Source organism: Pseudomonas putida (genome assembly GCF_001941965.1).
Classification (GTDB): Bacteria; Pseudomonadota; Gammaproteobacteria; order Pseudomonadales; family Pseudomonadaceae; genus Aquipseudomonas; species Aquipseudomonas putida_L.
The window spans coordinates 28,541-52,012 of sequence record NZ_MKZO01000038.1 but is presented as its reverse complement, the minus strand read 5'-3'; the positions used below and the strand labels follow the sequence as shown (position 1 = coordinate 52,012).

Sequence of the window (23,472 nt, the reverse complement as noted above, 5' to 3'; positions counted from 1 at the left end):
CGAAGGAGTGGGGGCAACAGCAGCTGCGCTGGTAGACTTATCCACAGTTGCTGGTAACAAAATCAGCAATCCGCCCTGGGTCAAATTTCAATCGGCAGGGTGGGTCAATTTTCCATCAGCGCCAACAACCGAGGTTTCTCAATGTCACTGGCCCACACGATCAATTGCCGTTCTAAGTTAACGGTTGATCTATCAAGCTCAAGGACATCAGCATAGGAGTTGTGGCGACGGATGAAGCCTTGGGTCTTTTTCCAAGCTTGGGCAAGGACGACAATGTCTATGAGTGTCTTACCATGAGGGCGTAAAACCAGATATTTCGTTTTGATGATGGACATCGTCTCTCTCGTTTAGAGCAGTGCGCAGCAGCTTTCTGCTGGCGTGCCTTTGGCTGGTAGCACCGAGAGAGACAAGAGGAGGCATCAAGCCTTCTAGTGAAGGAAACCTTCCTTGGTAACGCCCGCATGCAATGATTTCACGGTGATAGCATCATGCTTAATAGCGAAGTAGGCAAGGGCTGCCAGAAGTAGTAGAGAGAGTTTCTGCCCCCCTTTAGACGCGAGGGAACATCATCTGGTTACTGCCGAGTCCCCCCAGATTTCTTGGATAGCAAGCGAGCGCTTCTGCCCGCTAGCTGTCCTCCGTGAAGGGCAGCTATGGGTCGGTTCTTGCCGGTCAAGACTTACCCGTGCGCTGGTCACATCCGATGCAAATGACTGGTCACATCAGTGCAATTACCCACTCTGTCACATTCTTGTTGAACATTGCCTCTACCTGGGCCCCATAACCGGCTACGTCCGCAGCCATGTCCTGGCCTTCAACAGCAGGGATGAAGCAGATCACGAACCCAACGGTAACGCGGGGGGGCGACCTTTGGAGAGTCTCCAATCAGGCTCAACGCCATGCCAGCGCAACCAACGTTGCCGCCGATTGCGTTCAAGCCAATCGCTTCAAGGTCCTTTCCGGTAGAAACGTGCGAAGCGGTGTCGGTGGACATGTAGCGAACGGTTTCTTCCCTGGTCGATTGATTGAGCTGCCCATCGAACGAGCCGGGAGGGGCGGCCTCAAGGGAGGGCATGTCCATGACAGCAAAGACCTTGTCAGTTGCAGTGGCCGTGCTTGCGAACTTCTGCGGCGCACTATTGGCATGCTTGATCGTCATCTGACCGCCTGCCCTGAATTCGTAGTCAATCGCCGCTGACTGCGCCGTCCCGACACCCTCGACTTGAGCCTTTTTGGCATTTTCGTACATGGCACAGCCACCGAGGGATGCGATTGCCGCAGCGATCAGTGAGAATCCGATGAATTTTATCCTTGGACCTCTTCTTGGTTTTTCACATGAGATCGCTCGGTCGATCAGGCGCAAATATGTAATTTTCCGTCGTCCGAGGCCCCAAACCGACCTGGTCCACATTTGCTTGAGACACGAACGAAAGGTTTTGGGGGTGGGCAGGTTGTATTGACCGTCTGGTTCGTAGTCGATCTGCATGCGGTCGTCGGTTGGACAATTTGATGTATCCTGATCTTCGAAGCGTGCTCCGAGCGCATGACGCTTGGTGCGGGGTGGAACCTCATTCCTTCCCGCAGCTCATGGCAATTGGAGAGTAATAGGTGAAAAAAACAAAACAGGAAACGCGGGCTGCCGAAGAAACGAGATTGCGAGCCGATGCAAGAGCTGTGCTTGCAAAACGAACCTTGAAGCGCAGTCGCTTTCTGAACGCGGCTCTTTCAAACAGCGCGGATTTCGAGCCAGTTGGGCGATTGGCCGGCTGAAGTATTTTTCTCTGGTTTTTCTCCACTAGTCTCGGAAAGGCCGAGGCCACTGGTTTAGGGCTGGGGCGACCGCGTGGCTGCTACTGAAGTTCACTCGCGATCTGCCATGGCTGCGGGCTCTTGCGCGGTATCAAAGAGCATCGAGCTGCTGAAGATTGTCTCGTAGCTTGCTCCTTCCAGGGATGCGATCTCAGCGTCCCCGTAGATGTAGGTTTTATCACCTAGAACCCTGTATACGTATGCAATGCCTTCCTCAGATTTAAACCGCAAAATCGATTCCAAGGGTTCCATCATCCACCGACCAGCGTGATTAACATGGTCTGGAGTAATGAGCAGCACACTTTCCACTCGTAACCCGCTTTCCTGGTCGCTCACGAGCGATTGGAGGAGCTGGTCGTTACTCAGCATCAGCATAGGATGCTCCACAAAATCTCCATTCTGCTCATGGGTGGCGACGTAGAACCAGGGCCTATGGATGTTGTGTTCCACATAGCTCCATGCGGTGGGGGCCTCTCCAAAAAGACTAAATTGATCGATTTTTGCGTGCTGGTAGGTCAGAAACATCAGGGCATCTCTAAATATACTGTGGGCAGTATAGTGCAGAGCGCATCGAAGCGGCTTCATCGTTCCCTTTGCGAGTTGCTTCAATGCGATCGGAACTCAAGCGTGCGCTTGGTACGGTGCTCAAGTCGTATCGGCTGAAACGAAATTTTTCTCAGGAAAGCTTAGGGCCGAGCCAGGCCTACATCAGTAACCTTGAGCGGGGCAGGTGGAGCCCGTCGCTCGACAAGATCGAGCAGATGTCAGATGTGCTTGGAGTGCATCCCGCGAGTGTCATTCTTGCTGCGTACCTATCCGTAGCGGATGGTAAAAGCGCTGACGAACTGTTGGAGCGAATCCGAGGAGAGCTGGGAGAACTTGGACTCTAGATAGGCGTCCGAGCCGCGGCCTTTACAGCACCGTCGCCGATCCAGCTTCACGTTATGTGGGCGAGTAATGAGGCTTGGTAGGGGAAGAAAATGCGGTGGTGTTGTGTTGGCTGAGCATGTGATTGTAGCATGGGTTGGCACAATGCCTGGTGACTCCACCATGAAGGTAGCTGCCCTCTAGCAGCAGTCGGGTGATCTCGATGAGGTCCAACCCACAAACGTAAAGAATTTAGGTCGATAACGGCTTAAATTTTACAGAAGTATTTACGACTTCTGAGAAAAGCCATATAGATCATGGCCTTATTGCAAGCGTGAAGCTTCAAGGTGCTTATTACCATTTTGATTTGCTACTGCCGAGCCAGTAAATGGAAAGGCCCAGTCTCCTGAGGAGACTGGGCCTTCTTCATTCCAGCCTGGAAACTGCTTTGTCTTTCAGGGCCTCATCGCTGGCAAGCCAGCTCCCACAGGGTCCGTGTGCACCGCTGGACCTGTGGGAGCTGGCTTGCCAGCGATGAGGCCCTCAAGCCAGGCGCTACGCCCGCTCCCCACACATATCCAGCCCGAACCAATGCCGCGCCGTCGCCAGGTCCAGTCCGGCCCCCAGCAACCCGAACATTTTGCCCAGCGCCGCTTCTCGAGTCATCCCGCCGCCGGACACCAGCCCGGTATCCCGCAGCCGGCTTCCCGCCTCATAGATATCGAACACCACGCTACCTTCCGCACACTGGCTGATCGCCGCCACCAGCACACCACGCTGTCCTGCATCACGCAGCACGTCCAGCAGCGCATCGTCATCCGAAGGCCCGGTCCCGCTGCCATAGCACTCCAGCAGCAGCCCCTTCACCCCGGTCTCCAACAGCGCCCGTACATGAGCGGCTTGTATCCCCGGATACACCGGCAGCACCGCCAGGTTTACCGGCGTACGCGGTTGGCAGTAGCTCAACACTGCCGGCAGTTCGGCCGCGTGTTCGCCTTCACGATGACGAGGCAGGGCAGCAAACGCATCGAACGCCTCGCTACGCAGCTTGCTGGCGCGAACCCCGGACATCAGCTTGCCGGCGAAGAACAGTTGCACGCCATCCTCAACGCCTTGACTGAACACCGCCAGGGCGCCAGCCAGGTTGTCCCAGGCATCGCTGTCCGGCGCGCCGGCCGGCAACATCGAGCCGGTCAGCACCACCGGCACGTCCAGCCCGAGCAGCAGGAACGACAATGCCGCCGCGCTGTAGGCCAGGGTGTCGGTGCCATGCAGCAGCAATACGCCGTCATGCCCATCCTGCTTCACCGCCTCGACGATCGCATCGCGCATCGCCAGCCAGTTGGCCTGCTGCATATTGGCGCTGTCGAGCAACGGCGCCATCTCCTGCAGCCGCCAGTCAGGGCGCGGCGCTTCGGGGTGAGCGTCCAGCCAGGCACGCATGCGCGCGTCGAAGCCGCCCGCCGGGGCCAGGCCCTGGGACGTTTGCAGCATGCCGATGGTGCCGCCGGTATAGAGGACGAGGAGATTCTTGACTGCGCGCATTAGGGTATTTCCAAAGCAAAAACAGAAAAATCGGGCAAAAAAAAGCCGCCCGCGAAGGGGCGGCTCTCTTTCTGGAGCGAAGCGCGGGAGAACTTAGCGCTGGGTTTGCGCGGCGCCCGCTACGGTAGCGTCGGCGGCTTCAGCCTTGGCACCTTCCGGCCAGGCGGCACGGTCCAGGTCCAGGTCGGAGAACTTGGCCGAGTCGAACACTGGCTGCGAGATGCCAGCCTTGCGTTGCTCGTCGTAGTCGCGCATCACCCGCAGGCCGATCTTGAACAGCATGGCCAGGGCGATCAGGTTGACGAAGGCCAGGCAGGTCATGGTGATGTCGGCGAAGGCGAACACGGTACCCAGGTTCTGTACCGAACCCCAGACGATCAGGGCCAGCACCAGCGCGCGGTAGCCCATCAGCACCATGCGGTTGCGGGTCAGGAACTGCAGGCTGTTTTCGCCCAGGTAGTAGTTGTAGAGGATGCAGGTGAAGACGAACAGCGACAGGGCGACGCTGACGAAGATCCGGCCCCAGTCACCGACGACCGCCGCCAGGGAGTTCTGGGTCAGGACGATGCCGTCACCTTCGAAGCCCGGGGTGTAGAAGCCCGACAGCAGGATCAGCAGTGCGGTGCAGGTGCAGATGACGAAGGTGTCGAGGAACACGCTGAACGCCTGGACCACGCCCTGAGCGCCCGGGTGCTTCACGGCGGCGACGGCGGCGACGTTAGGCGCACTGCCCAGGCCGGCTTCGTTGGCGAACACGCCGCGCTTCACGCCCATCACGATGGCGCTGCCCAGCAGGCCGGCGAAGGCCGGATCCAGGCCGAAGGCGCTCTTGAAGATGGTTTCCAGCATGGCCGGCACGTGTTCGATCTGGGTGCCGATCACGTACAGGGTGACGCCGATGTAGGCCAGGGTCTTGACCGGAACCAGCAGGTCGGACACCGCGGCGATACGCTTGATGCCGCCGACGAAGACGATCGCCAGCAGGACCGCCAGGGCGATACCGGTGTGGTTCGGGGCGAAGCCGAAGGCGTTCTGCAGCGAGTGGGTCACGGTGTACGACTGCAGGCCGTTGAAGGCGAAGCCGTAGGTGACCAGCAGCAGCAGGGAGAACACCACTGCCATGCCCTTGAGCTTCAGGCCGTGCTGGATGTAGTAGGCCGGACCACCACGGTACAGGCCATCGCCATCGGCGCGCTTGTAGACCTGGGCCAGGGTACATTCGAAGAAGCTGCTGGACATGCCGACCAGCGCGGTGACCCACATCCAGAACACGGCACCCGGACCACCCAGGGTCACGGCGATACCGACACCGGCGATGTTACCCGCACCGACACGACCGGCCAGGCTCAGCATCAGCGCCTGGAAAGAGCTCAGCTGGCCAGCCTGGCCGCGCAACGATTCCTTGAATACACCGAACATGTGGCCGAAATGGCGGAACTGGACGAAACGGGAGCGGATGGTGAAATAGCTACCCAGTCCGACGATGAGCACGATGAGGAGTTTCCCCGAAAGGAAATCGTTGAGCGCTTCAAGCATGGAAGTGACCTCGGATTCTTATTCTTTGCATGAAAGACAGATAGGCTGGCGCGCAAGCACCAGGTCCATGGCGCGCATGTTTGAACATGACAACTGTGGTTACAATTTCGCCAGTTGCTCTGTTTTGGTGCGACCTGATGCTAAACTGGCGCCTGTCGCATCAACCGGATCTGTCCCCATGAGTGAAAACCTCGGCATCAACCTCAAGTTGGCCTGCAGCCACTACCGCTCTATCTCCGAGGTTTGCCGCCAGCTCTCGATCAACCGGGCGCAGTTCAACAAGTATTTGAGCGGGCAGAGCCAGCCGACGGCCTACAACCTCAAGCGCATCGGTGATTTCTTCGGGGTCGAGGATTATGAGCTGGGCCTGCCGCCGGAACAGTTCGCCCGGCTGATCGGTGCACGGGGCAATGCGGTCGCCAGCCCGGTGCAGAACGATCCGCTGCTGGAGCTGTTGCGCCCTCTGCGCGAGCACGCCGGCAACCTGTCGCGCTACTGCGGCTACTACTTCGAATATTCCAACTGCATGTCGGTACCGGGCAGCATCCTGCTGTCGCTGGTGCACCTCTACGAAGACAACGGCAACTACCTGTTCGAGCGCCAGGAGCGTCAGGAACGTTCCAGCAGCACCGACGTGCAGGCGGAGGACTGGGTGCGTTGCCGCTACCTGGGTGCGGCGTTCCAGTTGCAGGACCGGGTGTTCCTCATGGACTACGAGTCGCTGACCGTCAACGAGATGAGCCAGACCGTGCTGATCCCCAGTTTCAAAAGCCGCATCACCCGGCTCAACGGGCTCAAGACCGGGGTTTCCAGTGGCGACCGGCGTACCCCGGCGTGCACCCGGGTGGTCTGGGAATACCTCGGCCCGGAGATCAACCGCATCAATGCCTATCGCCAGGTGAAGCTGTATCGGCCGGACGATCCGCGCATCGACGACGATGTTCGCGAGCGCCTGACGGCGGGGCCAATACGCAACGGGCTGTTCGAGATCGAATAAGCCTCAGGGCCATTCGTCGGCCACCCATTCCACCAGCGGGTTGCTGGCATCCAGCAGCAGCTTGGTGGCCATCACCGTGCACACGCAGACCACCAGTGGCCGTACCAGCCGCGGCCCGAAATGCACCGCGCAGCGCGCGCCGAGTTGTGCGCCGAGTATGGCGCTCAGGGCCATGACCAAGGCCAGCGACCACAGCAGCTTGCCGCTGGCGGCGAAGACCAGCAGCGCGCCCAGGTTGCAGGCGGCATTGAGCAGCTTGCTGTTGCCGACTGCCCGGAGCATGCCGTGGCCGAGCAGCAGCATGAACGCCAGCATCAGGAACGAGCCTACGCCCGGCCCGAACACGCCGTCGTAGAAACCCAGCAATGGCGCCACGAGCAGGCAGAACAGGGCCGGGGATATGCGCGGCTGGCGCAGTGTGCTGTCGTCCATCCGCGGGCTGAAGGCGAAGTAGCCGGCCACCAGCACCAGCAGCACCGGCACCCCGGCCTGCAGCAGGTCGTGAGGCACCAGGCTGACCGACAGCGCCCCGAGCGCGCCGCCGACGAAGGCCATCACGGCCATGGGCAGGCCGCTGCTCCAGTCCAGCATGCCGCGCCGGGCAAAGGCCCAGGTTGCCGAGGCCGTGGCGCTGGCGGCCTGGAACTTGTTGGTGGCCAGTGCCGCCAGCGGATCGAGCCCGGCGATGAACAGCACCGGCAGGGTGATCAGGCCGCCGCCGCCGGCGATGGCATCGAAGAACCCGGCCAGCAGCGCAACGGCGGCAAGGACGAGCAACAGGGGTAAATCGACTTCCAGCATTGAATCATTACTCCAGGGCTATCAACCGCGCACCAGCAGCGGGTCTTCCGTGAGGATCAGCGGACGGGCGAAACGCGAATAGCCGAACAGCCGGATCAGCAGGCGACGGTTGTCACTCAGCAGTTCGCGGCCATGCAGGGCGCGGGTGTTATTGACCAGCAGCACGGTGTCCGGCTGTAGTACGAAATCCACCGGGCGGGTCTGCGCCAGGCGCTCCTGGAAGGCGTCGAAGGCGCGGGCGGCGGCGTCGCTGGCGTGGTCGTTGAGGGAAAAGCGATAGGCGTTGTAGCGCACGCTGAAGCCGCCCTGTTCATCGAAATCGATGATCGAGGTCGCCGTGCCGCCTGCGCCGCGCCCATCGACGAAGCATTCGCTGCGGGTGAAATCGAACGAGCGCGAGCTCAGGGCCAGCACATCGAGGCTGCCGAGGCCTTCGATCACGCTGCGCAGCGGGACGATGCGGGTCGGTTCGTCCGCGGGGTTCCAGCGCGCGCTGAGGACCAGGGCCGAAGGCGCCGGGGAATGGCCGTCATGGGCGACCACCGAGCAGTGGTAGGGCGCCTCGGTATGCGGGCCAAGGCGCAGGCCGGCGTGGGAGCTGAGCTCTACCGGGGCTCGGCGGTTTTCATCATGGCGTGGCTGGCGCCCGCCCCCTTTGAAGTTACCGACCAGGCGCAGGTGCTTGCCGTCGTTGTCGATATCGAACGCGAAGGCGCAATGGCGCACCAGTTCCAGCAGCACCTGGTTGCGCGAGCCCAGGTACAGGCAGGTGAAGTCCCGCTCCAGGCGCGCCAGGTCCGGCAGTCGTTCCGGTAGCGGATCATCCTTGGGTGCGCGCAGGCGAGAGAACAGCAGGGCGGCAAGCTTGCCATCGGCGAACAGGTTCACGGTGGCTTGTTGCGCCGGTCGCAGGCTGGTCTCCAGCAGGCGTGCCCACAAGCGCGCCTTGAGTGCGGCGCCAGGCAGTTGCGGGCCGCCATGGCGGGCGAGATCAAGGCTGGCCTTGTGCAGTTGATCGAGCTGGTCGTTATCGAGGGTCAGGGTGGCGACGTCGCGGTCCTTCATGGGTAACCTTCCTTAGCAAGTGGGGGGATCGGGGCCTCCTTGCCCCGCAATGGCACCTGACGGCACAACAGGTAGCCGGCATGTAGATATTGAAGGTGGTTTTTTCGGTTGCCGAAGTCAGTTGGTTCTTTTGCCGATGTAAGCTGATTCCTATTTGAGAGTGTGGGAAACACCCTCGCTTGACCTGAGTCTTTAAACATCCTGTGGATCGGGGTGGGTTGGACTTCCCCGGGCGGAAACCGCAAACTACGTGCTTGCCTTTTCAATCAACCTGAGCGGACCTGCTGAACCTATGCGAATGCGCCTGATGCTGTTGGGTGGTGGAAATGCCCTTGGGCAAGCGCTGATTCGTCTCGGTGCGGAGGAGGACATCGGTTTTCTTGCGCCGCGTCCGCCCGAGCAGGGCTGGGACGCCGCGAGCCTGACCCAGTTGCTCGACGACACCCGTCCGGATGCCTTGGTCAACCTGGCCTACTACTTCGACTGGTTCCAGGCCGAGTCGGTCAGCGAACAGCGCCTGGCCTCCCAGGAACGCTCGGTGGAGCGTCTTGCCGAGTTATGCCAGCACCACAACATCATCCTCGTCCAGCCATCCAGCTACCGCGTTTTCGACGGCTCGCGGGCCACGGCCTACAGCGAGAAGGACGAACCGGTGCCACTGGGCCTGCGTGGCCAGGCGCTGTGGCGCATCGAACAGAGCGTGCGCGCCACCTGCCCGCAGCATGTGCTGCTGCGCTTCGGCTGGGTCCTCGACGACAGCCTCGACGGTGTTCTCGGGCGTTTTCTGACCCGCGCCGAAACCGCCCAGGAACTGCTGCTGGCCGATGACCGCCGGGGCAATCCGACCCCGGTGGACGATGCCGCCCGGGTGATCCTCTCGGTGCTCAAGCAACTGGACTGCGCCGCGCCGCTCTGGGGCACCTACCACTACGCCGGCAACGAGGCGACCACGCCGCTGGCGCTGGGCCAGGCGATCCTCGGCGAGGCCTCGCAGTTGCGCCAGCTGGCGGTCGAGGCACCCACCGCCCAGGCTCACGCCGCGCGCCCGGATGCTTTCGAGGAGCCGCAGCACGCGGTGCTGGCCTGCAAAAAGATCCTTCACACCTTCGGCATCAAGCCGCGCGCCTGGCGCTCCGGCCTGCCGACCCTACTGGACCGTTTCTATCGTCATGGCTGATGCCCCCATTCTGATCACCGGTGGCGCTGGTTTCATCGGTTCCCATCTGTGTGACGCCCTGCTGGAAAAAGGCTACGCCGTGCGCGTGCTCGACGACCTGTCGACCGGCAAGCCGGCCAACCTGCAACTGGACCACCCGAAGCTGCAACTGATCCAAGGTGATGTCGCCGATGCCGCCCTCGTCGCCCGCGCCGTCGAGGGTTGCAGCGCCGTAGTGCACCTGGCCGCAGTCGCTTCGGTACAGGCTTCGGTGGACGATCCGGTGAAGACTCACCAGAGCAATTTCATCGGCACCTTGAATGTCTGCGAGGCCATGCGCCTGGCGGGGATCAAACGCGTGCTGTTCGCGTCCAGCGCGGCCGTGTATGGCAACAACGGGGAAGGTGAGTCGATCAGCGAAGACACCACCAAGGCGCCGCTGACCCCCTACGCCTCGGACAAGCTGGCCAGCGAGCAGTACCTGGATTTCTACCGCCGCCAGCATGGTCTGGAGCCGGTGGTGTTCCGCTTCTTCAACATCTTCGGCCCACGCCAGGATCCATCCTCGCCGTACTCCGGGGTGATCAGCATCTTCTGCGAGCGTGCGCTGAACGGTACGCCGATCAAGGTGTTCGGCGACGGCGAGCAGACCCGGGACTTTCTCTATGTCGCTGACCTGGTCGCGGTGATGCTGCAGGCGCTGGAAATGCCGCAGGTCGAGGAAGGCGCGGTGAATATCGGGCTGAACCAGGCGACTTCGCTGAACCAGTTGCTGGACGCGCTGCGCGGTGTGCTGGGGACTTTGCCGGAGGTGAGCTACGGGGTGGCGCGTAGTGGCGATATTCGTCATTCGCGGGCGGACAACGGACGGTTGCTGGCGCGGTTCGGGTTGCCTGAGGTTACGCCGTTGGCGGTGGGTCTGAGCCGACTGCTGGGCCGCTGAGGGCCCTATCGCTGGCAAGCCAGCTCCCACAGGGATCGCGTAACCTGTGGGAGCTGGCTTGCCAGCGATAGGGCCCTGAAGGGCACCACAAAAAAAGGGCCGCTTGCGCGGCCCTTTGTCTTTAGAACTTGTAACCGATACCCACCATGTAGACCCAAGGATCGACATCCACATCCACCTTGGTCTTGCCCACGCCCAGGGCGCTCGGGCCGTCGATGCTGGCTTCGGTGTCGATATCGGCATACCAGACCGCGGCGTTGAACAGCAGGTTGTCGGTGAGCATGTAGTCCAGCCCCACCTGGCCGGCCAGGCCGACGGAGTTCTTCAGCTTCATGTCGCTGAAGCCCTGGGCCTTGCGCTCGCTGCTCAGGTCTTCATCGAAGAACAGGGTGTAGTTGATACCGATACCGACGTAAGGCTGGAATTTCGAGCCGGCGTCCATCGGGTAGTACTGGACCGACAGGGTTGGTGGCAGGTGCTTGATATCGGCCAGCTTGCCATCGAGGCCTGCGCCCAGGCCTTTCACGGCGACCTCGTGCTGGAACGGCGTGGCCGCCAGCAGTTCGATACCGACATGGTCGGTGACCATGTAGGCGAAGGCCAGGCCCAGTTGGGTGTCGCTGTCCAGGGTCGCCTTGGTGCCGCCGACCTTGACGCCGTCGAGTTTCAGGTTGCCGCTGTCTTCGTTCGGGGAAGCGGTGGCTGCGCCGGCACGGACGATGAAATCACCGGCCTGGTGGGCGTGGACGGCAGGCGCTGCGAGCGCGAGGGCAATCAGCGAGGCGCCGAGCAAAGACTTGTTCATGGAAGCTCCCAGGGGACATTTGGATTCGATGGTTCCAATGTTAAGGAGCTGCCACGGGGCGGATTTTGATTCAGCTCAATGAAAGCGAAGGCGTCCCGGCGCGGCCATTCATTGTAGTTCGTAGGCGTAGATTTTCTCGGCTTCCATCTGGTAACCGGCGTCGGCCAGCTCGCTGGACGACGACTGGACACGCATCGGCCCCTCGATCCAGTACGGCTGGTACAGCTCCTCGACCTTGATGCCGATTTCGCTGACCACATGCACGATCTGGTTCGACGGCGGTGGCGGCACATGGATGCAGGCGCCGTAGTAGGGCACCAGGAGAAACTCCGTGGTGCGTCCGTCCTCGCCTACTTCCAGCGGCACGATATAGCCCGGCAGCTTGACCTGCTGGCCGTCCAGCTCCTTGACCACCGGTGCGTCCGGCACCTGCTGGTGCGCCGCTGGCGCCGCTTCGGCAGCCAGGGCGTCAGCCAGGTTGGAAAGCTGCGAGAGGTTGTGCAGCGGTGTCATCTGCGGCTCGATCACCGGCGCACCGGCGGGAATCAGTTGCGGCCATTCCAGGGTCCGCGGCTCGCCTGCCCAGGCGGGCAGGACCAGGAAACACAGCAACAGCAGGGCACGGCGCATTGCACGGATACTCACAGATGAATGGACAGGCCATCGGCCAGCGACTGTCGATAGGCCCGCCAGGCGGGAATGCTGCCCATCAGCAGCGCAGCGCCGAGGATGATCCCCAGCAGCGTCCATTCATGCGCGCTCGGCAAGGCCAGCGGCAGGTATAACCCATAGTTGGCCTGCACGTAACCCTGGGCTGCGGCGATGCCAACGTAAAGCAGGCCCAGCCCCGCGCCGATCCCGACCAAGGCCAGGGTGAAGGCCTCCAGCACCAGCAATCCGCCGACATGCCACGGGCGTGCCCCCACCGAACGCAGGATGGCCATCTCGCGGCGGCGTTCGTTGAGGCTGGTGAGGATCGCCGTGAGCATGCCGATCAGGCCGGTCAGCACCACGAACAGCGAGACCACGAACAGCGCCTGTTCCGCCGTGCCCATCAGGCTCCACAGTTCCTGCAGGGCGACCCCGGGCAGGATGGCGAGCAGCGGTTCGTTGCGGAATTCGTTGATCTCCCGTTGCAGGGAGAAGGTCGCGATCTTGTTGTTGAGGCCGAGCATGAAGGCGGTGATCGCCGTCGGCGTCAGGTCCATGTTGCGCGCTTCGTCGGCGCTGATGCGGCCGTTGCCCCGGGCCGGCACGCCGTTGTGCCAGTCGATGTGGATGGCTTCCATGCCGCCGAGGCTGATGTGCAGGGTGCGGTCCACCGGGGTGCCGGTGCGCTTGAGCACGCCAACCACGGTGAACGGCTTGTCGTCATGCTTGACCAGGCTGATGGCGGCGACACCGTGTGCCAGTACCAGCTTGTCGCCGAGCTTGTAGTGCAGCGCCTCGGCGACCTCGGCCCCCAGCACCACCTCGAACGGATCGGTGGCGAAGGCACGGCCCTGGCTCAGTTCCAGGTTCTGCCGGCGACCGTACTGGTAGTGCTCGAAATACGCGGCCGTGGTGCCCATCACCCGGTAGCCGCGGTGCGAGTCGCCGAGGGAAATCGGAATCGCCCATTTCACCCGGCGGTCGTTGGCGTAGTGCTCGAAGCTGTCCCAGCGGATGTTGTTGGTGGCGTTGCCGATGCGGAATACCGAATACAGCAGCAGGTTCACCGAGCCGGAGCGGGCGCCGACGATCAGGTCGGTACCGCTGATGGTGCTGGCGAAGCTGGCGCGGGCTTCGGTCCGCACCCGCTCCACGGCCAGCAGCAGGCACACCGACAGGGCGATGGCGAAGGCGGTGAGGAACGCAGTGAAACGGCGGTTGGCCAGGCTGGCCAGGGCAAGGCGGAGCAGGTACATCAGACCTCCGTTTCGCTGGCAGGACGGGCCGCGCGGTTGAGTTCGGCAAGGGACAGCTGACGATCGAACAGCGGCGCCAGGCTCTGGTCATGGCTGACGAACAGCAGGCTGGAGCCGGCGTCGCGGCATTCGGCGAACAGCAGGCGGATAAAGGCTTCGCGGGTGTCGGCGTCGAGGGCCGAGGTGGGTTCGTCGGCGATCACCAGTTCCGGCTGGCCTATCAGCGCGCGGGCGGCGGCGACCCGTTGTTGCTGGCCGATGGACAGGCTGTCGGCGCGGCGGGCGAGCAGGTCCGGGGCTTTCAGGCCGAGGTGCGCGAGCAGCACGGTCGCGGCTTCGCTGACGCTGCCATGGCGCTGGGCGGCGCGTTCGGCGCGGGCCTTGGAGAAGTGGCAGGGCAGCTCGACGTTTTCCCGTACCGAGAGAAACGGCAGCAGGTTGAACTGCTGGAAGATGTAGCCGGTGTGGTCGACGCGGAAACGGTCGCGGGCGCTCTGGCTCAGCTCGCCAAGGTCCTGGCCGAGCAGGCGGATGCTGCCGCGGTCGGCCTTCTGCACGCCGCCGAGCAGGCCCAGCAGGGTGGTCTTGCCGCTGCCGCTGGGGCCCTTGAGAAACAGCGATTCGCCGGCTTCGAGGCGCAGCGCGGGGATGTCCAGCAGGGGCGGATGTCCCGGCCAGGCGAAGCCCAGGTCGGTCAGTTCAATCAGTGCCTGGCTCATAAATCAACGCCCGGGTTGCCCCGGGCGCTTCACTGGAAAGGTGGCTTAGAAGTTGATCGTAGCGTTTGCCGGGGCGGCTTCGACACCTTTCTGGCCATTCGGGCCGATCAACTGGACCTGGATCTTCTGGGTCGAAGGGTAGGTCTTGAACAGCGGGGCCAGGTCCAGGGCCTTCAGCGCATCCGGCTTGGCGCATTCGAAGCGGTAGTGGGCGTGGATATCGCTGTGGCCATGCTCGTGCTCATCAGCATCGCCGTCGTCATCCTTGCTCGGGGCATCGCCGAACAGCGGGCTTTCCAGCTCCTGGTCGCTGTCCTTGCAGCCGGCGGCGGCGGTCAGGCCGAACAGCTTCAGCGGCTGTTCCAGCTGGGCGCGCACGGCCGCGACCTTGGCTTTGTCGGCATCGCTCTGGGCGGCGTGCTCGAAGCCCACCAGGTTCATCGCCGGGCTTTCCAGTTCCAGCTCCAGGGTATTGCCATCGAGCACGGCGTTCAGGTGGGCGACACCGTGTTCGTGAGCGCCGAGTGCACCGTGGGCGTGATCATGATCGTGGTCGTCATGCGCGTGGGCGGTGAGGGCCAGGGGCAGCAGAGCGAAAGGCAAGGCAAGCAGCAGGCGACGCATGGGCGGAACTCCGGGGAGGGCGTTGGAAAGGTTTTGAAATGTTATAACGAAATTCAGGTGGCGTGCCAGTGTCCCTTGGCGATCGCCGACCGGCGTGGGAGCATGGTCGGTCTGACAATGGAGGGTGCAAGGTGCGAATTCGAGGGCATATCGGCGAATGGCCGGTGGATTTGACCATCGAGCTGGGGCCGGAAGAGTGGGCCGGTCTGGCGCGGGTGGGTGAGGCTGCGGCGCCGGTCAGCAGTGTCGCGCCGACGGTACAGGCACGGCCGGATGACACCCTGTGGCTGGCGGCGAAGGAGTTGCTGCGCAAGGCGGGGGAGATGGAAGGGCCGGCGTTGCTGGAGTTGCTCGAAGGGCTGGCCGGGAGCACGGCGGCGGGCAAGCGCCTGCTGGTGCGGCTGCGGCACAGTGCCGAGGTGAAGGTGGAAAGCGGGGCGGATGCGCCGGTGTATCACTGGGTCGGCTAGGTGTTCTTGCGGGCCTCATCGCTGGCAAGCCAGCTCCCACAGGTTCGGCGGTGCACGCGATCCCTGTGGGAGCTGGCTTGCCAGCGATAGGGCCGGAACTGACTCAGTAGAGAGCAGCGAACAACTTGCGCCGGTAGGTCCCCACCAACGGGTGGTCGTTACCCAGCAGCTCGAACACCTGCAGCAAGGTCTTATGTGGCAACCCGCCTTCATACCCGCGATTGCGCTTGAACAGCTTCAGCAAGCCTTCCAGCGCCGCCTCGTACTGCTGGCGCGACAACTGCTGGATGGCCAACTGGTAAGCCGCTTCATCATCCTCGGCATTCTGCGCCAGACGGGTTTTCAGATCGGCCACTTCCGGCAGGTCCTTGGCCTGGCGCAGGAAGGTCAGCTGGGCTTTCGCCCCCGCCAGCGCCGCCTTGTGCTCATCACTCTTCACCGCATCCAGCACGGTCTGCGCTTCCACCAGCTCGCCACGCTCGGCCAGGCAGCGGGCGTAGAGAATCAGCGCTCCTGCGTTGGTATTGTCTTCCGACAGCAACTGCTTGAGCGTGGCTTCCGCCTCGCTGTAGCGCCCGTCATTGAACAGTGCCTGGGCCAGTTCCAGCGGATCGGCCGCGGCTGGCGCCGGCATCTGCACATGGGGTTCAAGCATGGCGCGCACCGCCGATTCCGGCTGCGCCCCGGCAAAGCCATCCACCGGCTGGCCATCCTTGAACAGCACCACGGTCGGCAGGCTGCGGATGCCGAAGCGGGCGACGATGTCCTGCTCGACATCGCAGTTGACCTTGGCCAGCAGCAGCTCGCCTTGATACTCCTCGGTGATCTTCGCCAGCATCGGCATCAGCGCCTTGCACGGCGCGCACCAGTCGGCCCAGAAGTCCACCAGCACCGGCTTGTGGTGGGAGTTGGCAATCACCACCTGATCGAAGTTGGCAACGGTGGTATCGAAAATGTACGGCGATTCCTGACTCATCTCGACTCTCGCGAACGCATGTATGGCGCCACTATAAGGCCCCGCGACTGGCGTGGTACAGGCTCACCTGGCGAAACTCGTGGGGCTCGGCCAGGTCCGGCAGGGTCAGGGCGTGCAGCGTGTCGAGCTGGCGGTAGAGCGGGTGACGGAAGTCGCGCACCCGCGAGTCGGCCACCAGGGCCTGTTGTCCCCGGCTGAGGAACTGGTCGAGCAGCGGCAGGTTGGCGCGGTCGTAGAGCACGTCGGCGACCAGGATCAGGTCGAAACGGTCGTCCTCGGCGAAGAAGTCGCTGGAGTAGTTGAGCTCCACGCCATTGAGCGCAGCATTCGCCCGGCAGGACTCGAGTGCCAGTGGATCGAGATCGCAGGCAACCACTTCCAGCGCCCCGGCTTTCGCCGCGGCAATGCCGGCGATCCCGGAGCCGGCGCCGAAATCCAGGACCCGCTTGCCCGCCACCCATTCCGGTCGCTCCGCCAGATAGCGGGCCATGGCCAGGCCGCTGGCCCAGCAGAAGCTCCAGTAGGGCGGTTCTTCAAGGATCCGCCGGGTCTCCTCGGGGCTGAAGGCGCGGTCCATGTTGTCGGCGTCGATCAGCCAGAGTTTCAGCGGGCAGTCCGGCAGATCGCTGGCGACCAGCCGCGCATCCCCCAGCAGCTCGCTCAAGGCCGCCTGCAGTTGCACTGGCGCCATCTACGGCGCCTTTTCCAGTTGCAGCGGACCGAAGGCCTGGGTTTCCGCGCGGGACACGCTGACCGGCTTGAGGTGCAGGATCAGTTGCCCGGACTGGCTGGCGCGGGCGCGCAGTTCCACACGGCCACCGGCCGGGAACACTTCCGGATTGAAGCGCAACTGGAACGGCAGGGCCTGGCCGGTGCCATCATAGGTATCGCTGGCCAGCAGGCGCTGCGGGCGGCCGCGTTCGTCGATCACCAGCAGGGCGACCTCGACCTCGGCACCGCGGGGAATATTGGTGAAGCTGCCGCTCAATTCACGCTGGTAGGCGGGCAGTGGCGCGGGTACGTGAACATGCTTGGCGACCGGCTGGGCCGGGGCCTGGGGTGGAACGGGCTTGGGGGTTTCGCTGCTGCAGGCGGCCAGCAGGGTGGCGAAACCGAGCACGGCGAGCGCTCGAAACGACATGGATGAATTCCTTTAGGGGGCGTATTTCCTCACTGGATGGTAACCCCTTTGGCTTGTCTTGCCAGTCGGATGCGCTACCATGGCCCTCCCTTTTTTTGTTGCCTGCCACCATGCACTGTCCCTTCTGCGGTGCCAACGACACCAAAGTCATCGACTCGCGACTGGTCGCCGAGGGCGAGCAAGTGCGCCGTCGCCGCGAATGCGTGGCCTGCGGCGAGCGTTTCACCACCTTCGAGACCGCCGAACTGGTCCTGCCGCGCCTGATCAAGCAGGACGGCACCCGCCAACCCTTCGACGAAGAGAAACTGCGTGCCGGCATGCAGCGCGCGCTGGAAAAGCGCCCGGTCAGCGTCGAGCGCCTGGAAGCGGCCCTGGCCCATATCAAGCACAAGCTGCGGGCTAAGGGCGAGCGCGAGGTCAAGTCGCTGGTGGTCGGCGAGCTGGTGATGAACGAGCTGCGCAAGCTCGATGAAGTCGCCTATATCCGTTTTGCCTCCGTGTACCGGCGCTTCCAGGATCTCGACGAGTTCCGTGAAGAGATCGACCGCCTGGCCCGCGAGCCTTCCGAAGAGTGAACATGTCCACAGAACGCGCCGTGCTCGACGCTCACTACATGGCCCGCGCGCTGGAGCTGGCGCGCAAGGGCGTGTATTCCACTCATCCCAACCCGCGGGTGGGCTGCGTCATCGTTCGTGACGGGCGCATCGTCGGCGAAGGCTGGCATGTGCGCGCTGGCGAGCCCCACGCCGAAGTCCACGCCCTGCGCGAGGCCGGTGAGCTGGCCCGTGGCGCTTGCGCCTACGTCACCCTCGAACCCTGTAGCCACCACGGGCGCACGCCGCCCTGCGCCGAAGCGCTGGTCAAGGCCGGGGTCGGGCGGGTGGTCGCGGCGATGCAGGATCCCAATCCGCAAGTCGCCGGCAATGGCCTCAAGCGCTTGGCTGACGCCGGGATCGAAGTCGCCAGCGGTGTCCTCGAAGGCGAGGCCCGGGCGCTCAATCCCGGTTTCCTCAAGCGTATGGAGCTCGGCCTGCCGTTTATACGGGTCAAGCTGGCGATGAGCCTGGACGGGCGCACCGCCATGGCCAGCGGCGAAAGCCAGTGGATCACCGGCCCCGCCGCCCGCTCCGCCGTGCAGCGCCTGCGTGCCCGCTCCAGCGTGGTGCTGACCAGCGCCGCCAGCGTGATCGCCGACCAGGCACGGATGACCGTGCGCGGCGAGGAACTGGGCCTGGATGCCGCAACCACCGCCCTGGCCCTGAGCCGTCCGCCGCTGCGCGTGCTGATCGACGGCCGCCTGCGCCTGCCGCTGGACGCGCCGTTCTTCCAGGCCGGCCCGGCCCTGGTGGTCAGCGCTGGCGCAGACGATCCCCGCTATGCCGCTGCTGGCCATGAACTGCTGCGCGTCCCTGGCGAAAACGGCCAGGTCGATCTGCGCCAGTTGCTGGTAGAGCTGGCCCGTCGCGGTACCAACGACGTGCTGGTGGAAGCCGGCCCCGGTCTCGCCGGCGCTTTCGCCCGGCTCGGCCTGGTCGACGAATACCAACTGTTCATTGCCGGCAAGTTCCTCGGCTCCGAGGCGCGCCCGCTGCTCGACTGGCCGCTGGCGCGGATGAGCGAAGCGCCGGCCCTGAAAATCATTGAAATGCGCGCCGTTGGCGATGACTGGCGAGTCATTGCCATCCCCGCGCCCGCCCCAGGCGTATAATTCGCGGCTTGCGCCCGACGCGGCCCCAGGTCTCCGAGGAGGACCCCATGTTCACCGGCATCATCGAATCCATCGGCAGCATCCGTAACATCACGCCCAAGGGCGGCGACGTGCGGGTCTATGTCGAAACCGCCAAGCTCGACCTGAGCGACGTGAAGCTCGGCGACAGCATCGCGGTCAACGGCGTCTGCCTGACTGCGGTGGAACTGCCAGGCGACGGCTTCTGGGCCGACGTCAGCCGGGAAACCCTGGACTGCACCGCCTTCTCCGACCTCAAGGCCGGCAGCCGGGTCAACCTGGAAAAGGCCCTGACCCCGAGCAGCCGTCTTGGCGGTCACCTGGTCAGCGGCCACGTCGACGGTGTCGGCGAGATCGTCTCCCGTGCCGATAACGCCCGCGCCATCCAGTTCCGCGTGCGCGCACCGAAGGAACTGGCCAAGTACATCGCCCACAAGGGCTCGATCACCGTCGACGGCACCAGCCTGACGGTCAATGACGTCGATGGCGCGGAATTCGAGCTGACCATCGTCCCGCACACCCTGGCCGAAACCATCATGGCCGACTACCGCCCGGGTCGTCGGATCAACCTCGAGGTCGACCTGCTGGCCCGTTACCTGGAGCGCCTGCTCCTGGGTGACAAAGCCGCCGAGCCGAGCAAAGGCAGCGGTATTACCGAAAGCTTCCTGGCCGCCAACGGCTACCTGAAATCCTGAATTGAGAAGGGGGTGCCGCGTGGCGCTCAACACCATCGAAGAACTGGTCGAAGACATCCGCCAGGGCAATATGGTCATCCTGATGGATGACGAAGACCGCGAGAACGAAGGCGACATCATCATGGCGGCCGAGTGCTGCCTGCCGGAGCACATCAACTTCATGGCCAAGCACGCCCGCGGCCTGATCTGCATGCCGATGACCCGCGAGCGCTGCGAAACCCTGAAGCTGCCGCTGATGGCGCCGCGCAACGGTTCCGGCTTCGGCACCAAGTTCACCGTGTCGATCGAAGCCGCCGAAGGCGTGACCACCGGCATCTCCGCCGCCGACCGCGCCCGTACCGTGCAGGCTGCTGCAGCGAAGGACGCCAAGGCCGAGGACATCGTCAGCCCGGGCCACATCTTCCCGCTGATGGCCCAGCCGGGTGGCACCCTGGCCCGCGCCGGCCACACCGAAGCCGCCTGCGACCTGGCGCGCATGGCCGGTTTCGAGCCAAGCGGGGTGATCTGCGAAGTGATGAACGACGACGGCACCATGTCCCGTCGCCCTGAGCTGGAAGTCTTCGCTGCCGAGCACGGCATCAAGATCGGCACTATCGCCGACCTGATCCACTACCGCATGATCCACGAGCGCACCATCCAGCGGATTTCCGAGCAGCCGATCGAGAGCGAGCTGGGCGAATTCAACCTGGTCACCTACCGTGACGCGGTGGAAGGCGACGTGCACATGGCCCTGACACTGGGCAAGATCTGCGCCGAAGAGCCGACCCTGGTCCGTGTGCACAACATGGACCCACTGCGCGACCTGCTGCTGGTCAAGCAACCGGGCCGCTGGAGCCTGCGTGCGGCCATGGCCGCCGTGGCCGAGGCCGGCAGCGGCGTGGTGCTGCTGCTCGGTCACCCGCTGGACGGCGACGTGCTGCTGGCGCATATCCGCGAAAGCGCGGGTGATGCACCGACCAAGGCGCCGACCACCTACAGCACCGTCGGTGCAGGTTCGCAGATCCTGCGTGACCTCGGTGTGCGCAAGATGCGCCTGATGAGTTCGCCGATGAAGTTCAATGCGATATCCGGATTCGATCTGGAAGTTGTAGAATACGTGCCCTCCGAATGACCCGACGGTGTTTGACCGTTGCCCGTTCGTGACCAAAACTCCCACAGGCCGCGTTGTTGCGGCCTGGCTCTTTAAGATGAGAATCCCGCAATGTCCCTGAAGACCATCGAAGGTACCTTCATTGCCCCCAAAGGTCGCTACGCTTTGGTGGTTGGCCGCTTCAACAGCTTCGTCGTCGAAAGCCTGGTGAGCGGTGCCGTTGACGCCCTGGTTCGTCATGGCGTGAGCGAAAGCGACATCACCATCATCCGTGCCCCTGGCGCCTTCGAAATCCCGCTGGTTGCACAGAAAGTCGCCCAACAGGGTGAATACGCCGCGATCATCGCCCTGGGCGCGGTGATCCGTGGTGGTACCCCACACTTCGAATACGTTGCGGGCGAGTGCACCAAGGGCCTGGCCCAGGTGTCCATGGAGTTCGGTCTGCCGGTCTCCTTCGGTGTCCTGACCGTCGATTCCATCGAACAGGCCATCGAGCGTTCCGGCACCAAGGCCGGCAACAAGGGCGCCGAAGCTGCCCTGTCCGCCCTGGAAATGGTCAGTCTGCTGGCGCAGCTGGAGGCCAAGTGATTAGCGACGAAAGCGATCGTTTCAACCCGCGCGATCCGAAACCCGCCGATGCGGGCAAGCCCTCGAAAAGCGCCAAGCGTCGCGAAGCCCGCAAGCTCGCGACCCAGGCGCTGTACCAGTGGCACATGGCTCAGCATTCGCTGAACGAGATCGAAGCGCAGTTCCGGGTCGACAACGATTTCAGCGATGTCGATGGCGCCTACTTCCGCGAGATCCTCCACGGGGTCCCGGCGAAGAAGGGCGAAATCGACAAGGCCCTCGTACCTTGCCTGGACATGGCCCTGGAAGAACTCGACCCGGTCGAGCTGTCCGTGCTGCGTCTGTCGGCCTGGGAGCTGCTGGCGCGTCAGGACGTGCCGTACCGCGTGGTGATCAACGAGGGTATCGAGCTGGCCAAGGTCTTCGGTTCCACCGATGGCCACAAGTTCGTCAACGGTGTTCTCGACAAGCTGGCACCCGTGCTTCGCGAAGCCGAAGTGAAGGCGTTCAAGCGCTGATCCCGGCGCTGCCTGTCCATGGGTGAGTTCGAGCTGATCCGCCAGTTCTTCGCCGCCGCGCCTTGTGCGCAGGGCGGCGAAGGCATTGCCCTGGGCATCGGTGACGATTGCGCACTGCTGGCGCCGGCGCCCGGCGAACAGCTGGCGATCTCCACCGATACGCTGGTGGCCGGGGTGCATTTCCCCGCCGTCAGCGATCCTTTCCTCCTCGGCCAGCGCTCGCTGGCGGTAGCGGCCAGCGACCTGGCTGCAATGGGCGCCACCCCTCTTGCCTTCACCCTCGCTCTGACCCTTGCCGAGACCGATCCGGACTGGCTGCGCGACTATGCCCGCGGCCTGAGCCAGATGGCTCGGCAATGCGGCCTGACCCTGGTCGGCGGCGACACCACCCGCGGCCCCCTGAGCCTGACCATGACCGTGTTCGGTCGCGTGCCCGCCGGACAGGCGCTGACCCGCGGCGGGGCGCAGGTTGGTGACCTGGTCTGTGTCGGTGGCGAGCTGGGCAATGCCGCTGGCGCCTTGCCGCTGGTGCTGGGCGAACGTCAGGCCGATGCAACCCTGAGCGAACCGCTGCTGTCCCACTATTGGTCGCCCTCGCCACAGATCGCCCTCGGCCAGGCCCTGCGCGGCAAGGCCACGGCGGCCCTGGATATCTCCGATGGCCTGCTGGCCGACTGCGGGCATATCGCGCTGGCGTCCGCCGTCGGCTTGCGCCTGGAGCTGGAGAGCCTGCCGCTGAGTGCCGCGCTGACCGGCTTCCTCGGTGTGGACGGCGCACGCCAGGCGGCGCTGACTGGTGGCGACGACTACGTGATCGCTTTCACCCTGCCGCCTGCCGAGCTGGACGGCCTGCTGGCCGACGGCTGGCCGGTGCATGTGGTGGGGCGGGTCGAGGCCGGCAGCGGCGTTCGCCTGCAGGATGCCGAAGGCCGCGATATCACCCCCGCCGTGCGCGGCTATCAACACTTTAGGGAGACACCGTGACCGACCACCCCAACCAGGTGCCAGCGGAAAACGTTCCGCCTTCGGTCTGGCGCAACCCCTGGCATTTCCTCGCCTTCGGCTTCGGCTCCGGCACCCTGCCCAAGGCCCCGGGTACCTGGGGTTCGCTGGTGGCGCTGCCGTTCGTGCCGCTGTGGCAGATGCTGCCCGACTGGGGCTACTGGCTGATGCTCGGCCTGACCATGCTGTTCGGCTTCTGGCTGTGCGGCAAGGTCGCCGACGACCTCAAGGTGCACGACCACGAAGGTATCGTCTGGGACGAGATGGTTGGCATGTGGATCACCCTCTGGCTGGTGCCGGAGGGCTGGATTTGGCTGCTGGCCGGGTTCCTGATGTTCCGCTTCTTCGACATCCTCAAGCCGTGGCCGATTCGCTGGGTCGACCGGCATGTGCATGGCGGCGTGGGCATCATGCTCGACGATGTGCTGGCCGGCGTGTTCGCCTGGCTGGCCATGCAAGTGCTGGTATGGAGTCTGATTTAAAGGGAGTTGGGTGATGCGCAAGTGGCTGTTG

Annotated in this window: 28 protein-coding genes; 13 read left to right on the top strand and 15 right to left on the bottom strand. The window is 63.7% G+C overall.

The window, feature by feature from the left end; all coding sequences use genetic code 11:
* Window positions 1-104 precede the first annotated feature (104 nt).
* The 3 genes from PSEMO_RS21995 to PSEMO_RS21985 form a co-directional block, all read right to left on the bottom strand.
* Complete coding sequence (locus PSEMO_RS21995) at window positions 105-335, bottom strand: hypothetical protein (RefSeq protein WP_075805088.1); 231 nt, start codon at window positions 333-335, stop codon at window positions 105-107.
* 479 nt (window positions 336-814) lie between these two features.
* Complete coding sequence (locus PSEMO_RS21990) at window positions 815-1,486, bottom strand: hypothetical protein (protein ID WP_075805087.1); 672 nt, start codon at window positions 1,484-1,486, stop codon at window positions 815-817.
* A gap of 374 nt (window positions 1,487-1,860) precedes the next feature.
* Window positions 1,861-2,334: a hypothetical protein gene (locus PSEMO_RS21985; protein WP_144443609.1), complete on the bottom strand. Its 474-nt coding sequence runs from the start codon at window positions 2,332-2,334 to the stop codon at window positions 1,861-1,863.
* An 83-nt stretch (window positions 2,335-2,417) separates the two neighbouring features.
* Here PSEMO_RS21985 and PSEMO_RS21980 point away from each other — a divergent pair, with 83 nt between their 5' ends.
* Window positions 2,418-2,699, top strand: coding sequence for a helix-turn-helix domain-containing protein (locus tag PSEMO_RS21980; RefSeq protein WP_075805085.1), 282 nt, complete (start codon window positions 2,418-2,420; stop codon window positions 2,697-2,699).
* 532 nt (window positions 2,700-3,231) lie between these two features.
* Here PSEMO_RS21980 and PSEMO_RS21975 read toward each other — a convergent pair.
* Both PSEMO_RS21975 and PSEMO_RS21970 read right to left on the bottom strand, forming a co-directional pair.
* Window positions 3,232-4,221, bottom strand: a complete 990-nt coding sequence (locus PSEMO_RS21975; RefSeq protein ID WP_075805084.1) for an asparaginase — start codon at window positions 4,219-4,221, stop codon at window positions 3,232-3,234.
* Between the two features lie 93 nt (window positions 4,222-4,314).
* Window positions 4,315-5,757: an alanine/glycine:cation symporter family protein gene (locus PSEMO_RS21970; protein ID WP_075805083.1), complete on the bottom strand. Its 1,443-nt coding sequence runs from the start codon at window positions 5,755-5,757 to the stop codon at window positions 4,315-4,317.
* Window positions 5,758-5,935: 178 nt separating this feature from the next.
* Between PSEMO_RS21970 and PSEMO_RS21965 the strand changes: the two genes are divergently transcribed.
* Entirely contained in the window at window positions 5,936-6,754 is an 819-nt protein-coding gene (locus PSEMO_RS21965) for a helix-turn-helix domain-containing protein (protein ID WP_075805082.1), read from the top strand.
* Window positions 6,755-6,757: 3 nt separating this feature from the next.
* Here the strand turns inward: PSEMO_RS21965 and PSEMO_RS21960 are convergent, their stop codons facing one another.
* Window positions 6,758-7,555 carry a TSUP family transporter gene (locus PSEMO_RS21960; RefSeq protein ID WP_075805081.1) on the bottom strand — a complete coding sequence of 266 codons (798 nt, stop codon included), beginning with the start codon at window positions 7,553-7,555 and terminating at the stop codon, window positions 6,758-6,760.
* A gap of 21 nt (window positions 7,556-7,576) precedes the next feature.
* On the bottom strand, window positions 7,577-8,620 hold the full coding sequence (locus tag PSEMO_RS21955) for a TauD/TfdA family dioxygenase (protein WP_075805080.1): 1,044 nt from the start codon (window positions 8,618-8,620) through the stop codon (window positions 7,577-7,579).
* Window positions 8,621-8,912: 292 nt separating this feature from the next.
* Between PSEMO_RS21955 and PSEMO_RS21950 the strand changes: the two genes are divergently transcribed.
* Together PSEMO_RS21950 and PSEMO_RS21945 are read left to right on the top strand one after the other, a co-directional pair.
* Entirely contained in the window at window positions 8,913-9,797 is an 885-nt protein-coding gene (locus PSEMO_RS21950) for a sugar nucleotide-binding protein (protein WP_075805079.1), read from the top strand.
* Window positions 9,790-10,719, top strand: a complete 930-nt coding sequence (locus PSEMO_RS21945) for an NAD-dependent epimerase/dehydratase family protein (protein ID WP_075805078.1) — start codon at window positions 9,790-9,792, stop codon at window positions 10,717-10,719. The genes PSEMO_RS21950 and PSEMO_RS21945 overlap by 8 nt, the downstream gene beginning before the upstream one ends.
* A gap of 121 nt (window positions 10,720-10,840) precedes the next feature.
* On the opposite strand, the gene PSEMO_RS21940 is transcribed toward PSEMO_RS21945, so the two are convergent.
* The 5 genes from PSEMO_RS21940 to PSEMO_RS21920 all read right to left on the bottom strand — a co-directional run bounded on the left by PSEMO_RS21940 (window position 10,841) and on the right by PSEMO_RS21920 (window position 14,774).
* The gene (locus tag PSEMO_RS21940) at window positions 10,841-11,524 is read right to left on the bottom strand and encodes an OmpW/AlkL family protein (RefSeq protein ID WP_075805077.1); all 684 of its coding nucleotides are present in this window, start codon (window positions 11,522-11,524) and stop codon (window positions 10,841-10,843) included.
* Window positions 11,525-11,632: 108 nt separating this feature from the next.
* A complete protein-coding gene (locus tag PSEMO_RS21935) occupies window positions 11,633-12,154 on the bottom strand; it encodes a DUF3299 domain-containing protein (protein ID WP_075805076.1) in 522 nt (173 codons plus the stop codon).
* Between the two features lie 11 nt (window positions 12,155-12,165).
* Entirely contained in the window at window positions 12,166-13,431 is a 1,266-nt protein-coding gene (locus PSEMO_RS21930) for an ABC transporter permease (protein WP_075805075.1), read from the bottom strand.
* Complete coding sequence (locus tag PSEMO_RS21925; protein WP_075805074.1) at window positions 13,431-14,150, bottom strand: ABC transporter ATP-binding protein; 720 nt, start codon at window positions 14,148-14,150, stop codon at window positions 13,431-13,433. Before PSEMO_RS21925 ends, PSEMO_RS21930 begins: the two co-directional genes overlap by 1 nt.
* A 45-nt stretch (window positions 14,151-14,195) precedes the next feature.
* Window positions 14,196-14,774, bottom strand: coding sequence for a DUF2796 domain-containing protein (locus PSEMO_RS21920; protein WP_075805073.1), 579 nt, complete (start codon window positions 14,772-14,774; stop codon window positions 14,196-14,198).
* A gap of 131 nt (window positions 14,775-14,905) precedes the next feature.
* Here PSEMO_RS21920 and PSEMO_RS21915 point away from each other — a divergent pair, with 131 nt between their 5' ends.
* Window positions 14,906-15,244 carry a hypothetical protein gene (locus PSEMO_RS21915; RefSeq protein WP_075805072.1) on the top strand — a complete coding sequence of 113 codons (339 nt, stop codon included), beginning with the start codon at window positions 14,906-14,908 and terminating at the stop codon, window positions 15,242-15,244.
* A 103-nt stretch (window positions 15,245-15,347) separates the two neighbouring features.
* Here the strand turns inward: PSEMO_RS21915 and trxA are convergent, their stop codons facing one another.
* Genes trxA through PSEMO_RS21900 form a run of 3 tightly spaced genes read right to left on the bottom strand, consistent with a single transcriptional unit; the run spans window position 15,348 to window position 17,361 of the window.
* A complete protein-coding gene (gene trxA / locus PSEMO_RS21910; RefSeq protein ID WP_075805071.1) occupies window positions 15,348-16,220 on the bottom strand; it encodes a thioredoxin in 873 nt (290 codons plus the stop codon).
* A gap of 31 nt (window positions 16,221-16,251) precedes the next feature.
* Window positions 16,252-16,911: a class I SAM-dependent methyltransferase gene (locus PSEMO_RS21905; protein ID WP_075805070.1), complete on the bottom strand. Its 660-nt coding sequence runs from the start codon at window positions 16,909-16,911 to the stop codon at window positions 16,252-16,254.
* The gene (locus PSEMO_RS21900; RefSeq protein WP_075805069.1) at window positions 16,912-17,361 is read right to left on the bottom strand and encodes a YbaY family lipoprotein; all 450 of its coding nucleotides are present in this window, start codon (window positions 17,359-17,361) and stop codon (window positions 16,912-16,914) included.
* 110 nt (window positions 17,362-17,471) lie between these two features.
* On the opposite strand from PSEMO_RS21900, the gene nrdR reads away from it, so the two are divergent.
* The 8 genes from nrdR to PSEMO_RS21860 all read left to right on the top strand — a co-directional run bounded on the left by nrdR (window position 17,472) and on the right by PSEMO_RS21860 (window position 23,441).
* Window positions 17,472-17,936, top strand: a complete 465-nt coding sequence (gene nrdR, locus PSEMO_RS21895) for a transcriptional regulator NrdR (protein WP_178392036.1) — start codon at window positions 17,472-17,474, stop codon at window positions 17,934-17,936.
* A 2-nt stretch (window positions 17,937-17,938) separates the two neighbouring features.
* The gene (ribD, locus tag PSEMO_RS21890) at window positions 17,939-19,069 is read left to right on the top strand and encodes a bifunctional diaminohydroxyphosphoribosylaminopyrimidine deaminase/5-amino-6-(5-phosphoribosylamino)uracil reductase RibD (RefSeq protein ID WP_075805067.1); all 1,131 of its coding nucleotides are present in this window, start codon (window positions 17,939-17,941) and stop codon (window positions 19,067-19,069) included.
* A 47-nt stretch (window positions 19,070-19,116) separates the two neighbouring features.
* Entirely contained in the window at window positions 19,117-19,782 is a 666-nt protein-coding gene (locus PSEMO_RS21885; protein WP_075805066.1) for a riboflavin synthase, read from the top strand.
* Between the two features lie 19 nt (window positions 19,783-19,801).
* Window positions 19,802-20,893: a bifunctional 3,4-dihydroxy-2-butanone-4-phosphate synthase/GTP cyclohydrolase II gene (gene ribBA / locus PSEMO_RS21880; protein ID WP_075805065.1), complete on the top strand. Its 1,092-nt coding sequence runs from the start codon at window positions 19,802-19,804 to the stop codon at window positions 20,891-20,893.
* A 90-nt stretch (window positions 20,894-20,983) separates the two neighbouring features.
* Window positions 20,984-21,460 carry a 6,7-dimethyl-8-ribityllumazine synthase gene (gene ribH, locus PSEMO_RS21875; protein WP_075805064.1) on the top strand — a complete coding sequence of 159 codons (477 nt, stop codon included), beginning with the start codon at window positions 20,984-20,986 and terminating at the stop codon, window positions 21,458-21,460.
* A complete protein-coding gene (gene nusB / locus PSEMO_RS21870; protein ID WP_075805063.1) occupies window positions 21,457-21,957 on the top strand; it encodes a transcription antitermination factor NusB in 501 nt (166 codons plus the stop codon). Before ribH ends, nusB begins: the two co-directional genes overlap by 4 nt.
* Window positions 21,958-21,975: 18 nt before the next feature.
* Window positions 21,976-22,941 (top strand): thiamine-phosphate kinase, encoded by a 966-nt coding sequence (gene thiL / locus PSEMO_RS21865; protein ID WP_075805062.1) that lies wholly within the window; start codon window positions 21,976-21,978, stop codon window positions 22,939-22,941.
* A complete protein-coding gene (locus PSEMO_RS21860) occupies window positions 22,938-23,441 on the top strand; it encodes a phosphatidylglycerophosphatase A family protein (RefSeq protein ID WP_075805061.1) in 504 nt (167 codons plus the stop codon). Before thiL ends, PSEMO_RS21860 begins: the two co-directional genes overlap by 4 nt.
* Window positions 23,442-23,472: the final 31 nt, after the last annotated feature.

What these genes read in the sequence shown, in the direction of transcription:
- PSEMO_RS21980 (WP_075805085.1), top strand. Translation starts at nt 2,418, where the DNA reads ATGCGATCGGAACTCAAGCGTGCGCTTGGTACGGTGCTCAAGTCGTAT.
- PSEMO_RS21945 (WP_075805078.1), top strand. Translation starts at nt 9,790, where the DNA reads ATGGCTGATGCCCCCATTCTGATCACCGGTGGCGCTGGTTTCATCGGT.
- PSEMO_RS21900 (WP_075805069.1), bottom strand. Translation starts at nt 17,361, where the DNA reads ATGTCGTTTCGAGCGCTCGCCGTGCTCGGTTTCGCCACCCTGCTGGCC.
- PSEMO_RS21885 (WP_075805066.1), top strand. Translation starts at nt 19,117, where the DNA reads ATGTTCACCGGCATCATCGAATCCATCGGCAGCATCCGTAACATCACG.
- PSEMO_RS21990 (WP_075805087.1), bottom strand. Translation starts at nt 1,486, where the DNA reads ATGCAGATCGACTACGAACCAGACGGTCAATACAACCTGCCCACCCCC.
- trxA (WP_075805071.1), bottom strand. Translation starts at nt 16,220, where the DNA reads ATGAGTCAGGAATCGCCGTACATTTTCGATACCACCGTTGCCAACTTC.
- PSEMO_RS21950 (WP_075805079.1), top strand. Translation starts at nt 8,913, where the DNA reads ATGCGAATGCGCCTGATGCTGTTGGGTGGTGGAAATGCCCTTGGGCAA.
- PSEMO_RS21995 (WP_075805088.1), bottom strand. Translation starts at nt 335, where the DNA reads ATGTCCATCATCAAAACGAAATATCTGGTTTTACGCCCTCATGGTAAG.
- PSEMO_RS21985 (WP_144443609.1), bottom strand. Translation starts at nt 2,334, where the DNA reads ATGTTTCTGACCTACCAGCACGCAAAAATCGATCAATTTAGTCTTTTT.
- PSEMO_RS21925 (WP_075805074.1), bottom strand. Translation starts at nt 14,150, where the DNA reads ATGAGCCAGGCACTGATTGAACTGACCGACCTGGGCTTCGCCTGGCCG.
- PSEMO_RS21905 (WP_075805070.1), bottom strand. Translation starts at nt 16,911, where the DNA reads ATGGCGCCAGTGCAACTGCAGGCGGCCTTGAGCGAGCTGCTGGGGGAT.
- ribD (WP_075805067.1), top strand. Translation starts at nt 17,939, where the DNA reads ATGTCCACAGAACGCGCCGTGCTCGACGCTCACTACATGGCCCGCGCG.
- ribH (WP_075805064.1), top strand. Translation starts at nt 20,984, where the DNA reads ATGTCCCTGAAGACCATCGAAGGTACCTTCATTGCCCCCAAAGGTCGC.
- PSEMO_RS21965 (WP_075805082.1), top strand. Translation starts at nt 5,936, where the DNA reads ATGAGTGAAAACCTCGGCATCAACCTCAAGTTGGCCTGCAGCCACTAC.
- thiL (WP_075805062.1), top strand. Translation starts at nt 21,976, where the DNA reads ATGGGTGAGTTCGAGCTGATCCGCCAGTTCTTCGCCGCCGCGCCTTGT.
- PSEMO_RS21955 (WP_075805080.1), bottom strand. Translation starts at nt 8,620, where the DNA reads ATGAAGGACCGCGACGTCGCCACCCTGACCCTCGATAACGACCAGCTC.
- PSEMO_RS21940 (WP_075805077.1), bottom strand. Translation starts at nt 11,524, where the DNA reads ATGAACAAGTCTTTGCTCGGCGCCTCGCTGATTGCCCTCGCGCTCGCA.
- PSEMO_RS21975 (WP_075805084.1), bottom strand. Translation starts at nt 4,221, where the DNA reads ATGCGCGCAGTCAAGAATCTCCTCGTCCTCTATACCGGCGGCACCATC.
- nrdR (WP_178392036.1), top strand. Translation starts at nt 17,472, where the DNA reads ATGCACTGTCCCTTCTGCGGTGCCAACGACACCAAAGTCATCGACTCG.
- PSEMO_RS21920 (WP_075805073.1), bottom strand. Translation starts at nt 14,774, where the DNA reads ATGCGTCGCCTGCTGCTTGCCTTGCCTTTCGCTCTGCTGCCCCTGGCC.
- PSEMO_RS21935 (WP_075805076.1), bottom strand. Translation starts at nt 12,154, where the DNA reads ATGCGCCGTGCCCTGCTGTTGCTGTGTTTCCTGGTCCTGCCCGCCTGG.
- PSEMO_RS21960 (WP_075805081.1), bottom strand. Translation starts at nt 7,555, where the DNA reads ATGCTGGAAGTCGATTTACCCCTGTTGCTCGTCCTTGCCGCCGTTGCG.
- PSEMO_RS21930 (WP_075805075.1), bottom strand. Translation starts at nt 13,431, where the DNA reads ATGTACCTGCTCCGCCTTGCCCTGGCCAGCCTGGCCAACCGCCGTTTC.
- PSEMO_RS21970 (WP_075805083.1), bottom strand. Translation starts at nt 5,757, where the DNA reads ATGCTTGAAGCGCTCAACGATTTCCTTTCGGGGAAACTCCTCATCGTG.